14 protein-coding genes are annotated in these 13,145 nt (G+C 52.6%); 6 read left to right on the top strand and 8 right to left on the bottom strand.

What is annotated here, in order from left to right; all coding sequences use genetic code 11:
* Window positions 1-15: 15 nt before the first annotated feature.
* From HOJ08_05760 to HOJ08_05780, 5 genes are all read left to right on the top strand, one after another.
* Complete coding sequence (locus HOJ08_05760) at window positions 16-516, top strand: MarR family transcriptional regulator (protein ID MBT5672938.1); 501 nt, start codon at window positions 16-18, stop codon at window positions 514-516.
* A gap of 44 nt (window positions 517-560) precedes the next feature.
* Window positions 561-1,364, top strand: a complete 804-nt coding sequence (locus HOJ08_05765) for a class II aldolase/adducin family protein (protein ID MBT5672939.1) — start codon at window positions 561-563, stop codon at window positions 1,362-1,364.
* A gap of 28 nt (window positions 1,365-1,392) precedes the next feature.
* Window positions 1,393-2,235, top strand: coding sequence for a TauD/TfdA family dioxygenase (locus HOJ08_05770; GenBank protein ID MBT5672940.1), 843 nt, complete (start codon window positions 1,393-1,395; stop codon window positions 2,233-2,235).
* Between the two features lie 80 nt (window positions 2,236-2,315).
* Window positions 2,316-3,068, top strand: a complete 753-nt coding sequence (locus tag HOJ08_05775; GenBank protein ID MBT5672941.1) for a glucose 1-dehydrogenase — start codon at window positions 2,316-2,318, stop codon at window positions 3,066-3,068.
* 90 nt (window positions 3,069-3,158) lie between these two features.
* On the top strand, window positions 3,159-4,046 hold the full coding sequence (locus HOJ08_05780; protein ID MBT5672942.1) for a TauD/TfdA family dioxygenase: 888 nt from the start codon (window positions 3,159-3,161) through the stop codon (window positions 4,044-4,046).
* A 15-nt stretch (window positions 4,047-4,061) separates the two neighbouring features.
* Here HOJ08_05780 and HOJ08_05785 read toward each other — a convergent pair whose 3' ends face one another.
* The 5 genes from HOJ08_05785 to ribB all read right to left on the bottom strand — a co-directional run bounded on the left by HOJ08_05785 (window position 4,062) and on the right by ribB (window position 8,660).
* Window positions 4,062-4,553 carry a flavin reductase family protein gene (locus HOJ08_05785; GenBank protein ID MBT5672943.1) on the bottom strand — a complete coding sequence of 164 codons (492 nt, stop codon included), beginning with the start codon at window positions 4,551-4,553 and terminating at the stop codon, window positions 4,062-4,064.
* Window positions 4,550-5,383, bottom strand: coding sequence for an alpha/beta hydrolase (locus HOJ08_05790; GenBank protein ID MBT5672944.1), 834 nt, complete (start codon window positions 5,381-5,383; stop codon window positions 4,550-4,552). The genes HOJ08_05785 and HOJ08_05790 overlap by 4 nt, the downstream gene beginning before the upstream one ends.
* A 27-nt stretch (window positions 5,384-5,410) precedes the next feature.
* Window positions 5,411-6,577 (bottom strand): LLM class flavin-dependent oxidoreductase, encoded by a 1,167-nt coding sequence (locus HOJ08_05795; protein ID MBT5672945.1) that lies wholly within the window; start codon window positions 6,575-6,577, stop codon window positions 5,411-5,413.
* Between the two features lie 33 nt (window positions 6,578-6,610).
* The gene (locus HOJ08_05800) at window positions 6,611-7,405 is read right to left on the bottom strand and encodes an alpha/beta hydrolase (protein MBT5672946.1); all 795 of its coding nucleotides are present in this window, start codon (window positions 7,403-7,405) and stop codon (window positions 6,611-6,613) included.
* A 118-nt stretch (window positions 7,406-7,523) separates the two neighbouring features.
* Entirely contained in the window at window positions 7,524-8,660 is a 1,137-nt protein-coding gene (ribB, locus tag HOJ08_05805) for a 3,4-dihydroxy-2-butanone-4-phosphate synthase (GenBank protein MBT5672947.1), read from the bottom strand.
* 249 nt (window positions 8,661-8,909) lie between these two features.
* Here ribB and HOJ08_05810 point away from each other — a divergent pair, with 249 nt between their 5' ends.
* Window positions 8,910-9,758 carry a TauD/TfdA family dioxygenase gene (locus HOJ08_05810; GenBank protein ID MBT5672948.1) on the top strand — a complete coding sequence of 283 codons (849 nt, stop codon included), beginning with the start codon at window positions 8,910-8,912 and terminating at the stop codon, window positions 9,756-9,758.
* 81 nt (window positions 9,759-9,839) lie between these two features.
* Here HOJ08_05810 and HOJ08_05815 read toward each other — a convergent pair whose 3' ends face one another.
* From HOJ08_05815 to HOJ08_05825, 3 genes are all read right to left on the bottom strand, one after another.
* Window positions 9,840-10,796 (bottom strand): hypothetical protein, encoded by a 957-nt coding sequence (locus HOJ08_05815; protein ID MBT5672949.1) that lies wholly within the window; start codon window positions 10,794-10,796, stop codon window positions 9,840-9,842.
* A gap of 135 nt (window positions 10,797-10,931) precedes the next feature.
* The gene (locus HOJ08_05820) at window positions 10,932-11,594 is read right to left on the bottom strand and encodes a hypothetical protein (GenBank protein MBT5672950.1); all 663 of its coding nucleotides are present in this window, start codon (window positions 11,592-11,594) and stop codon (window positions 10,932-10,934) included.
* Window positions 11,591-13,105: a tripartite tricarboxylate transporter permease gene (locus tag HOJ08_05825; GenBank protein MBT5672951.1), complete on the bottom strand. Its 1,515-nt coding sequence runs from the start codon at window positions 13,103-13,105 to the stop codon at window positions 11,591-11,593. Before HOJ08_05825 ends, HOJ08_05820 begins: the two co-directional genes overlap by 4 nt.
* Between the last annotated feature and the right edge of the window lie 40 nt (window positions 13,106-13,145).

A 13,145-nucleotide genomic window follows, 5' to 3' on the forward strand; every position in this document is an offset into this window, starting at 1 on the left:
AAGATGACAAGGGCCATGAGTGACACAAGCGAACTTGTTCCCGAAGCCCAGGCAGCGATTAAATGTGCTGCAAATGGGGGGGATGTCGAATTTGATTCCGAAACCAGTGTCGGGTATTTATTGCGCGACACGTACCGGGCATTTACGAAAATTCTCCAAGCTCGAATTTCCGCCCATGGCGTCACCATTGGTCAGTGGTATTTTCTTCGTGTCTTGTGGGAAGAAGACGGATTAACCCAGCGCGAATTATCCCAACGTGTGGGCATGATGGAGCCGACCACGGTGACCGCGCTGAATGGTATGGAAAAACGGGATTATGTGAAGCGTGTGCGCAACACCGACGACAAGCGCAAGGTCAATATTTACCTGACCAAAAAGGGCCGTGCCCTGCGCAATGTTTTATTGCCCCATGCCATTGATGTTAATATTAGTTCGGTCCAAGGCGTATCCGTTGAGGATGTTGAAACCATTCGTCGCGTGCTTCATACCATGCAACAAAATCTGGGTACGCTGTAGCGCCAACGCATTTAATTCCAAACGTTATTTCCAAGGAGACAATAATGACCACCGCAAATGCGGGTTCTAATTCTGATGCTGTTATCACCGGGTACCGGGTGCAATTGGCTGCCCTGACACGATTGTTGCACAAAGAAGGAATTCTTACCTATTCAGGCCATGCCAGTATTCGTATTCCGGGCCGCGATGCCTTTATGATTCAATCCATCAACGACAGCCGTGCGGGCATTAATCCTGAGGGGTTGTTGATTTGTGATTTTGATTGCAATCTTTTAGAAGGCCCCGCCGGTGACCGTCCGCCCGTTGAGGCACATATTCATGCCCAAATTCTGCGCGCGCGCCCCGATATTGAAACCGTGGTTCATACCCATTCTGAATTGGCGGCAATGTTCACAATGATCGAAGGCGTTGAATTGGCCTTGATGAAAAGCCACGCCCAGCGTTGGAAGTCAGGGGTGCCCATCCATGGTGATCCCAGCCATATCTTGTCGGCACGCCAAGGCCAGGAACTGGCAAAGACCCTTGGCGATAATAACGGTGCGTTGTTGCGTGCCCATGGCGGGGTTTTGGTGGCCGAAAGTCTGCCCGCACTTTTGGTGGATGCCGTTCATTTTGAAGAAAATGCCAAGGCCCATTATCAGGCGGCGACCATCGGCAAGGTGAACCCTCTCACCCGCGAAGAGCTGGATCTGATTGCTGTCACCAACAACAACCGTGAACAGCATTGTTACAAGCTGTGGAGCCATTATGTCGGCATGGCGCTGGACGATGGCACCCTGCCCCAAGACTGGAATGAACATTTATGGTCAAGCGTGAATGCCAATGCCAAGCATAAAAATCAGGGATAATATAGAGCTGCAGTAGGAGTATGCGTTGATGAAAATAACCCCGTTTTCTGCAGGGTTTGGTGTCGAAGTAACCGGTGTTGACCTAGCTGGTTCTTTGGATGATGACACGAAAGCCCGGCTGCGTGCGGCATGGGCTAAACACCTTGTGTTAGTGGTTCGTGATCAGGAGAACCTTTCGCCCGAAGATCATGTCCGATTTTGTGAATTGTTTGGCAATCTGGGCAAGCGATCCCGGCCAGCGGATGATCGTCATGAAGGCACCGATGCCCCATCAGAAGTAATGTTTGTTTCCAATCGCAAGGAAGACGGTAAATTTATCGGCTCTCTGCCCGATGGTGAGATGCAGTTCCATATCGATCAATGTTATGTGGAACGCCCTGCTCGGGCGACGTGTCTCTATGCCATTGTGGTGCCCGATGCGGGCGGGGATACAATCTTTGGCGACCTGTGTCGTGCCTATGATGCCCTGCCCGATGACCTGCGTGGGGTGGTGGATGACTATGATGCGTTGAATGTCTTTAGCTATGATTCAACGTCACGGGAGCAAGTGGGGAAAATTTCGAATGCCCGCCAATTTGTCCAGCCCATGGTCGTGTCCCATCCGGTGACAGGCAGAAAAGCCCTTTATGTAAACCGGCTGATGACGTCGGAAATTGTGGGCATGCCGGGGGATGCGGGTCGGGCCATTATCGACCGGTTGGTTGCCCATGAAGAACAGCCAGAATTTCTCTATACCCATAAATGGCGCAAGGGGGACCTGTTGATATGGGATAACCTGTGCACCGTTCATGCCCGGACCGATTTTGATCCGACAAAAGAACGCCATCTCAGGCGCTTTACCGTTGAAGGCGGGCCTTTGGTCGGCGAATAAGTAAATATGCCCATAAACGTTGATACCCATGGAGACTGAAACCAATGAATGAAATTTCACCAACTCGCCCCAGCCTGGACATGACCGATCGGGTGATTATCATCACCGGGGGTGCGACCGGCATTGGCAAGGTCTATTCCCAAAGGCTCGCAGAAGCGGGCGCAAAGGTCGTGATCGCCGATATCGTTGATGAAGCCAATCATGCTCTTGCCGATGAGATTAATGCCGCTGGCGGACAGGCTTTGGCACAAACCACGGATGTTGCCGATGAGGCCAAGACAAAAGCCATGGCCCAGGCGACCATGGATAAATGGGGACGCATTGACGGGTTGATCAACAACGCATCCCTGATGTCTGTTTTGGGCCGCAAGCCCTGGCATGAAATTGCCGCCGATGAATGGGATCGTGTGATGCAGGTCAACACCAAGGGTGTGTTTTTGTGCTGTCTTGCGGTTTACCCGCATATGAAGAAACAGGGCGGGGGAAAGATCGTCAATATTTCCTCATCCCGCGTCTTTGATGGCGGCATGTGGCGGTTGCATTACAGCGCATCAAAGGGCGCGGTGGTGGTTCTGACCCGTGCCCTTGCCCGTGAAGTGGGTGAAGATAATATCTGTGTTAATTCGGTCAGCCCGGGTTTCACCCTTTCTGAAACCCAGGTTGCCAACAGTTCAAATGAACACATGTCAAAACGCGCCGACAGCACCAAATGTTTTAACCGCGACCAATTGCCAGACGATCTGGTGGGTGCGGTGATGTTCTTGTTATCGGATGCGTCAAATTACATTACCGGCCAAACCATCAATGTCGATGGCGGGCGCTCGATGCATTAAACGCTGGGGATAAGGGCCATGGTTCGCCCTTATCCCTTGTTTTACTTCTTTGCCCCGGTTTGATCGGGCTACGAACAAGGTTTTTTAAGAATGTCAGTACAGATTTCCAATTTTCCAGAAACCAATCCCGGCCCGGGCATCAAGGAAACCTATAAGGGCCTTGAAATCATTCGCTACAGCCCTTGTGGTGCCGAAATTTGTAATGTTGATCTTTCCAAGGATATGGATGAGGAAACGTTTCAGGCAATTTTGGATGTTTGGCACCAGAACCTGGTGATTTATTTCCGGGGCCAAAAGCTGGAGGCTGCCGATCAACTGCGGTTTGGCCGCCGCATTGGGGTGCTTTCCGAAATTCATACAGAAAACTTTGTCGGCGAAGACCCCGCCATCATGTACATCTCCAACGTCAAGGAAGATGGGGAATATGTCCACGCCCTGCCGGTTGGCGAGATGATGTTCCATATTGACCAGTGCTATACAGAACGCCCGGCCCAGGCGACGATCCTGTTTTCGATTGCAGTGCCCGAAACTCGGGGCAATACCATGTTTGTGGATCTGTATCGGGCCTATGAGACCCTGGATGATGGGGTAAAGGCAAAGATTGATGGGTTAAAGGCGCTGAATGTTTATGACTACGATGCCGCCGCCACCCATGCAGCGAAGGAATTGTCCGTTGATGCGCCGCAACATACCCAGCCTGTGGTTCGCACCCATCCGGTCACGGGGCGCAAATGCTTGTTCATCAACCGCCTGATGACCTGGTCCATTGAGGGCATGGGGGATGATGACAGCAAGGCATTGTTAGACCAGTTGTTTGACCATATCGAAAACCCCGACTTTGTTTTTGAGCATCGTTGGCAGGTGGGGGATATGTTGATGTGGGATAACCGCTGTACCGCCCATGCCCGGCGTGATTTTGACCCGGAAGAAAGCCGCATCATGCGCCGTCTGACAGTGTTAGGCGACAAGCCCACCTAATAAACAGAGATTGCGTTAGATTTTTGCGTATTTGCCGCGGAAATAGACCAGTGGAGCACTATCTTCGACGCTGCTGCTGACGGCTTCACCAATGACAATGACGTGATCCCCTGATTCGTGGGTATCCACTAAACGAAATTCTGCATGGCCCAGTGCGCCGTCAATCAGCGGCACACCCAGAACACCGTCATGGGTGTCAATGTTGGCAAATTTGTCATCACCCTTGGAGGCAAAGGTGTTGGAAATGCTTTCTTGGTTCTCTGCAAGAATGTTGAGCGCAAAGACCTTGCTTTCCAGAACTGGGCCAAGGGTTGCGGCCGTTTTAGCGATACAGGCCAGAAACTGCGGCGGTTCCACACACAGGCTGGAAACGGCATTCATGGTCAGCCCAAAGGCCGTTCCTGCTGTGTCACGGGTGGTCAGGACGACGATGCCAGAGGCGAAACTACCAGCGAAGGCGCGCAACGCACTGCCTTCAATTGGCTGGTGGGATTTTTCTTCGCTCACGTGTCCTCCTTCAGGAAGGCAATCACTTCCCGGTTAAATTCATCGGCGCATTCGATATTGCCCATATGGCCAGCATTTTCAAATGTATAAAGTTTCCCACCTGGAATTTCCGCAACCAGTTCATCGGCATAACCGGGTAGGCGCAACGGATCTTTCGACCCGGCAATGATCAGGGCCGGGATTTTGATATTCCCGTGATCCAGCTGTTCGCGTTCCGATTTTCCGGCCGCTTCGCGGAAGGGAGCACGGAACCGGGCAGCAGCGGTGGCTTCCCATGCGCCGGGCAGTTGGGCCAATTCCTGGCGCCTGGCGATGTAGGCATCATCGCCTGCCCATTTTGGGTCTACAAACATGACCTCGACGATACGGCGCATGTGTTCGAAATCCCCTTCATAGGAATTAAGAACCGCGCGCGCATCATTGGCTGGTGACAGGCCACCCCCTGAACAGGAAATCACCTTGCGCATGGGCCAGTCGGGCTTGTCCCGGCATGCGACCGTCAGCGACAATCCACCGGACATGGATGAACCGATGACATAGACATCGTGGACGTCCATGACTTCTAAAAAGCGGCGGATGTGTTCAATGCGTCTGTCAAACTGGCCACAAAAATCGAACACTTTGTCGGTTCGGCCAAAGCCCAGATGATCGGGGGCCAGAACGTGGAAGTGTTCCCCCAATGGACCGATGTTGAATTCCCAGCTTAACTCAGCTGCACCGCCAAATTCAGCCGAGTGCAAAAGCAAAACCGTCGGCCGGCCATCTGATTGGCCGGCCTCTAGGTAATGGGTCTTGACCCCGTCAACTGTGACGAATTTAGAGTTGCTCATCGATGCACACAAAAAGCCATCCCGCCACTATTCGGCGGCGGCCCCTTTGATTTTGAAAGCAAATTCCTCGCGCAGGCGGGGATACACTTCCTTGGCAAACAGGCTCATGCTTTTGACTGTTTCATTGTGATCCAGATGCCCGGCTTGTTGCATCATCAGGAATTGGCCAAAACCACCAACGTTGTGATAGAAGGTTTTGATCTGTTCAAAGACCGAATCGGGGGTGCCATAGATCATGACGCCCTGTTCCTTGAGATAATCCATGCCACCGGCACGCACGGCGTCGGTACGCCCTGAATACTTGCCTTTCAGCGCTTGTACGTTGAAGGCAACGGGCACATAACCCGGTGGGTTACGGAACTGCGGTGCGGTCTTTGCCTGAAGATACCAGGCAATTTTCTTCGCAAATCCTTCTGCTTCTTCTTCGGTCTCACCCGTGGCGACCAAAGGCATATAGGCAATGTGGCGCCGTGTTTCCTCTGGGTCGTCATAAATGGAACTTTCGCGATACGCATCGAACATTTCCTTCACCTTTTCATGGGGCTGAAGGAACATGGCGAAAGTAAAGCCACGACGTGCAACTTCACGGATGTTTTCTTTGTCCGATGAACCGGTGATCCAGACGGGTGGGTGCGGGTCCTGATACGGGCGGGGCCATACGTTGACCTGGCGTTTGTGCCAGTATTTGCCTTCGAAATTGAAGGGCCCATCATGGGTGGTCCAGGCTTTGACGCAAAGATCAATGCCTTCCCACAAACGCTCTAGGGTTTGGGTCGGGTTTGTGTTGGCGGCGAAGACTTCGTATGGAACGCCACGCACAAAACCGGCATCAAGACGGCCTTTGGAGATCACATCGATCATGGCCATTTCTTCGGCAACCCGGATCGGATCGGCCCGGTTGGCCATGGGGTTCCCCAGGATACAGATGCGCGCCTTTGTGGTCTGGCGCGCAAGAATCGCACCGGATAGCGGGGCGGCGACATCCAGACAGGTCGCTGTCTGGTGATGCTCGTTCAACATGATGTTGAGCCCCAGGTCATCGGCGAGCAAGTGTTCATCCAGATAGCGGTTATAAAGTTCCGCTCCAAGCTTTGGGTCAAAATGCTTGCTGGGCAAGCTGACGCGCACGGAGGGAACCGTATCCGGGTCCGGGTGATTGGGGTAAGGCATTTCGGTGAAGTGCCATGCATACATAATAAATTCTCCCTAATCTGGTCAGGCGGTCGCTTATGCTTTTGCGATAAAGCTGCTGACCAGTTTCACAAAGGCTGCGGGTTGTTCAATCTGGGGGTAATGCCCAGCTTGTTTAATGGCTTCGAATTTTGCACCAGGAATTTCGGCGGCATACGCCTTGCCGTAATCTGTGGTGACAATCCCGTCATCAACGCCCCAAACAATCAGGGTTGGCACATTAATGCGATGTAGCCGGCCTTTAAGCTTCGGGTTGTGCATGTAAGGCTGCCAGCCAAACAAGGCCAAGGATTCCCGATTGCGTGCAATAATTTCCAGCTTTTCATCGGCCATGACGGTGTAATCGATATCACCTTTTTTGGTGTCAGAATATTTGCGGTCCTGGACGTCTTCGGCGGTCATGAACCAGATGTCCTGAATGTCGCGGGTCCAACGGTCACTGACCTTGATCCCGTAGGGGTCAACCAAGATCAATTGCTTGATGCGGGCGCTATTTTTGGTGGCCATTTCCGCAGCAATCCAACCGCCAAAGGAACAACCCATCAGGGTCACGTCTTCAAGGCCAAGGGCATCAAGCGCGTCCAGCATCACATATGAGATATCATCGGGATTGCCGACACTATCGGGACGGTTTGATTTGCCAAAGCCCGGAGGCGACAGAATGATAATTTCATTGGTTGTGGCAAGCTCATCCAGAAAGGGTGCTTCCAGTTCAAGCGCTTCTTCTCCGTAGAGCAGTACAAGCGGTGTCCCGGAACCCCGGCGTTCCACTTCTATTTCGAAATCCTGAATTTTCAGGATTTCGACGCTTCCATCTTGTTGTTTTGCCATAATGGCTTGTTCTCCCGATCGTGACGCGTGTTCTCGTTAGTATTCTAAGTAATTCTACAGTCTGGGCCAACAGAGTACAAGACCCAGAAGGGGCCATTTTTCTATATTTACCGCTGATTTAGGTTGGAAGGGGTTCCTGGGCAACCAGATTAAGGCCGTATCCATCAAGACCCACAATGGTGCGGCGGGTATTGGTTAGAAGCACCATATTGTGGACCCCCAGTTCCAGAAGAATTTGGGCCCCAATCCCATATTGGCGTAGTTCGGATATGGGCTTGGACATTGGTTTTCCCTCGCGCTCCTGAACAAAGCGCGACAGCGCAGTGGGGCTGGGTTCGCGGATAATGACCACGACGCCGCGGCCTTTATCGGCAATCATCTGCATGGCGGCGTGGAGTTCGGTTGCCCGGTCGCGTTTTTCACCGGCGGCAAACTGGGTTTCCGTGGTGTCGCCCAGAACATCGGCAATCATGTTCAGCGCATGCATCCGCACCAGAACCGGCTCTTCGCCACTTACATCGCCATAGCTGATGGCAATGTGTTCGCCATATTCGATCTGGTTGGCGAAGACGTGCAATTGAAACTCGCCCCCGAAACGGCTGTTGATGGTTGTTTCAGCGACTTTTTCGATAATTTTTTCGGTGCGCCGACGATATGAAATCAGATCGGCAATCGATGCGACCTTGAGATCATGCGTTTCAGCAAATTTAAGCAAATCAGGCAATCTGGCCATGGTGCCATCGTCATTCATGATCTCACAGATCACGCCTGAGGGATTCAAATCGGCCATTTTGGCAACATCTACGGCAGCTTCGGTGTGCCCGGCGCGGATCAAAACGCCACCGGTTTGGGCGATTAAGGGAAACACGTGGCCCGGGGTAACGATGTCTTCTTGGCCGCGATTGGAATTAATGGCGACGGAAACCGTGTGCGCCCGATCCGCGGCAGAAATGCCGGTGGTAACCCCTTCGCGGGCCTCAATGGAAACGGTAAACGCCGTTTGATGGCGCGCATTGTTGCGCGAAGCCATCATTTCAAGGCCCAATTCATTGGCGCGTTCCGGTGTGACCGAAAGACAGATCAGGCCGCGGCCGTATTTGGCCATAAAATTAATGATATCGGCATCGGCCTTTTCCGCAGGGATCACTAAATCCCCTTCATTTTCGCGGTTTTCATCGTCGACAAGGATGAACATTCGTCCATTGCGGGCGTCTTCGATGATATCTTCAATGGGGGAAAGGCTTTTTTGGGACACGTTTTAATTCCTGTTTTTTGCCCATGAATGCAGTCAGAATAAAATCTGTAATCTCTGCAATTTTCGCGATTTTTGCGATTTTCGCGGGCGGGTGGGCAAGGTATCCCGCCCGGGCCTCAGGATCAAGGGCTATAGGCCACTCTTATTCACAGCCCCGATCACCCCTTGGCGGGGTGGGCTGGGGGGGATAAACTAAGCCCACCATTGGCGCACATTGCGTGCTTTCCACAACACGATAGGATCAACGGCGTGACTCTTGCCATTATCCCCCTTAAAGACACCCTTGGGGCCCGTGTTGAGGGCATTGATCTGCATAAACCTGTGGCAGATGCGGCATTCGACCTGATCCAACAGGCATTTCTCGATCATCAGCTTTTGCATTTTCCTGGCCAAACGATCACATCGACAGACCAAATCAGTTTTTGTGACCGGTTTGGCAGTGCCGATTCCGGGTTCAAGGCACCGGGCCGTGATAGGCCCGATGATTATCGCCGGGGTGTCATGCTGGTTTCCAATTTGCGCAAAGATGGCAAACCCATTGGCAGTCTGCCCGATGGTGAAATGCAGTTCCATTCCGATGGGTCCCATCGGCAAAGCCCCTATCTTGCGACCACCCTGTACGCGATCAAAATCCCGGGCACCGGCGGGGATACGGTTTTCGCCGATCTTTATGCCGCCTATGATGCGCTTTCCGATGAAACCAAAGCGATGATCGATGATAAGCAGGTTTTGAATGTTTATTATCAGGATGCGACGCACCGCGAAGAATTTGAAGAAGGCGATGCCCTGATCCGCCGGGCCACCCATCCATTGGCCAAGGTGCATCCTGAAACCGGGCGCAAAGCGCTGTTTGTCAATCGCCTGATGTCGCGCCATATCGTCGATATGCCTGAAACTGAAGGTGATGCCTTGCTGGCTGAATTGGTGGACCATACGGAACGCCCCGAATTCATCTATGCCCACCAATGGGCCGTGGATGATTTTCTGATGTGGGACAACCGGTGTGTGAACCACGCGCGGACAGATTTCCCGGAAACCGAAGAGCGCCTGTTGCGCCGCTATACAGTTTCGGATGTTGAAGCGCCCGCTACAGCTTGATCCGGGGCTTAATTCAGTTTTAAAATTCAGACAAAAAAAGGGCGCCCATATGGGCGCCCTTTAATGGTCTTCGATGCGGGCTTACTTACTGGAAAGCACGCCTTTGTATTGTTCAAAGAACTTTGCTGATGCTTTCAGCAATTTACCGGTGGCCTTTGCAGGCAAGGGATCAATAGGACGCCTTGTCTTTTTGTGCCAACCCTGGATCTTTGGATCGTTCAAAGCAGAGAACAGTGCCTTTGAAAGAATCTTCGCAATCTTCTTCGGCGTACCTGGTGTGGTGCCGACAACGCGTTCAATGGTCAGCAACTCAAGGGCTGGAAAGCCAACTTCAGCGGCTGTGGGAACGCCCTTGAAGGGGCTTTTCTTTTCAAAGGAAAGAACCGCTTTAAGATCGCCACCCTTGGCCCATTTTGCGTAGGACCGGGTGTTGAACAGCGAAAGATGGGTATCGCCGCGAATGATTGAAAGCGAGATCTTGGAAGACCCTTTGTAACCAGTGAGGAATTTGACATCCATCTTCATGGCATCGGCCATGATTTTACCGGCAACATAAGAACCTGAACTGGGGCTTGTGACCGCATATTTCAGCTTCTTGGCTTTCATCAGGCTTTTGATCGACTGGTACTTGCCCTTGGCGCCGACGGTCAGCACATATTTGGACTGAGCAATCCGGCCAAGCCAGACGAACTTGTCGATGTCAAAGGTGGTCTTCTTGCCAAGAATTTTGTCAAGCAACATGCCGGGCATGTTGAAGATGGCAATGTTGCGGCCATTGGGTTTGGCACGATAAAGAACGTTCAGTGCCTTTTTACCACCAGCGCCAGCAACGTTTTTAGGAATGACGTTGACCTTGTTTGGCAGGTATTTCTGCATCACCGGTGCAATTTTGCGCACATACGTGTCAAAACCGCCGCCGGGGCCGTAAGGAATGATGAAGGTAATGTCTTTTTCTGGGAAAGCGGCACTCGCCCCCCCGGAGAAAGCCATGGCAACAGCACCAAAGGCTGCTGCTGCAAGTCCGGATTTTTTGATCATAATTAGTCTCCCAAATTTTTTAAAAACAAGGCGTTAGCCGCCAGTACACGATCCGCTTGTGCGCATCTTGGCGAAACCATATCCCAAGGCGTCCAAGAATCGAAGGATTTAATCTGAAATTTTATTCTGAAGGGTTTAGGGCAGAAACTTATCAATGGCCCATAACGGGATTTTGCCGAGGTAAAGTTCGTATCGCAAAATGACCTCAAACAACAGATAGACAAAGACCAGACTGAAAAAGCCCCCATAAAAGCACGCCTTGATGCTTTTTTTGCCACCCAGCCGCATCCACAGAAACACGAAAATCGGCGTCGTGACCAAAAAGCCGATCAGGTAAATGCACAGCACGACGGCGGCCATGGCTGAAAAAACGATCAGTTCACGGGTGACTTTGCGGACATGAATTTCATCAGGATCAAGGGCGGCCCCCAAAATGCGGGTAATGGCATGGCCCAAACGGGTGTCGGTCAGGCTCAGGATGTCAAAGGCCGACAGCACCACACCGGCATAGCCAATCATCAAGGGGAACAGGCGTAACTTGCCCGAGTATTCATAGGTTTCATGCAGGAAAACAATCATCAATGCCATGATTGAAAAGGCAAAATAAAGCGCCGTGTGATTTTCGTCCTTAACCAGGGGCCGTGTTGCATAAATCGCTGCGGCCCATCCAATGAACGCTGGAATGGCCAGCAGGCTCTGGTGAACCTCTTGGGCATGGAGGCCCAGAAAAATCGCCCCTGCAAGGATGAGGGTGATACCACCAACAAGGGTGTTGCGGGGAAGGGCTTGAATGCTCATGTGGCACTCCCTTCTTCTTTTCGTGCACTGCGATCGGCCATCCAGTTTCTAAACGACGGGATCATAAGGCTGATGATGATCAGCGCGATCAGGATCAGGGACACGTTGCGGGTAAAGAAGATCGCATAGGAGTCATCGGAAATCCCCATGGTCTGGAAAAAGCTGCGCTCGGTAATGTTGCCCAGCACCAGAGCGATGGTGAAGGTGATCCTTGGGTATTGGAACCGGATCATCAGGTAGCCGATGATCGCAAAGACCATGGCGACGACCACATCCCCGATCTCACCTTGCAGCGCATAAGCCCCGACCAAGGCAACCATGGTCACCACCGGGGCCAGAATATGGGCATCAACCTTGGTCAGGTATGACATTGGCCGGGCCAGCGCCAGAACGATCAGGGTGGCAATGACGCAGGCAATGGTCAGCGTCAATACAAGGGTGAACACAACGTCTTCATGTTCAAACAATAATCTTGGCCCGGGTTCCAGCCCATGAAGGACCATTGCTCCCAGGAACACGGCCGTCTCCGCACTGCCGGGGATGCCAAAAGCAAGGGTCGGGATCAGAGACCCGCCGTCTTTTGCATTGTTTGCCGATTCCGGTGCGATCACCCCTTTGATGTTGCCCTTGCCATAGGGCACATCGGGGTTGGTATCGCGCTGGACCTGTGTGGAATAGCTTAAGAACCCTGCCACGGTGCCGCCAACACCGGGAACGGCACCAATGAAGGTGCCAATGGCCGATCCCGTCAGCATGGTGCTCCAGTTCTTAAACACCGCTTTGATGCCGACCGACATGCGTTGCAGTTTGATATCAATCTTTTCATCAGCGATGGCCCCGCCTTTAACGGCAAGATCAATCATCTGGGAAATGGCGAACAGCCCGATAAGGGCGGGCACCAGCTTGATGCCATCCCACAGGGCTTCAACTCCATAGGCATAGCGCACAGCGCCAGACACCAGATCAAACCCGACAAAGGCACAAATAAACCCGAAAATGGCTGCGATCAGCGCCTGCAACAACCGCGTCCCGGTGGAAACAGCAATGGCGCAAAGGCCGAACACGGCCAGCAGGAAAAATTCCGGCGGTGAAAACAGCAACACGATTTCCTTGGCGATGGGGATCACCAAAATCAATGTAAAGACACCAATCAGTCCACCGAGTGCCGATGATGTCGCGGCAGCTCCGATGGCTTCACCGGCGCGGCCCTGCTGGGCCAGCGGAAAGCCATCAAAGGTGGTGGCAGCATTGGGGGCGATGCCCGGCGTGTTCAGCAAGATGGCCGAAACCGACCCGCCCGTGGAGGTTGCGGCCATGGAGCCCCCCATCAACATGATGGCGTCTGCTTTATCCATACCAAAGGTCAGGGGAATCAAAAGCGCCAGCGCCGTGGTGCCGCCAAGCCCGGGGATGGCCCCGAACAGAAGCCCAATGGACGTTCCGGCGATTAGGAAAATAAGTGAATTAAAATTAAGAAAATGCAGGGATGCGGTGCCAAGAGACCCCACCAGCCCACTTAATACATCAATCATTTTTGTCCCGTCCTTTTAA

Source organism: Rhodospirillales bacterium (assembly GCA_018666775.1).
Classification (GTDB): Bacteria; Pseudomonadota; Alphaproteobacteria; order SMXQ01; family SMXQ01; genus JABIXC01.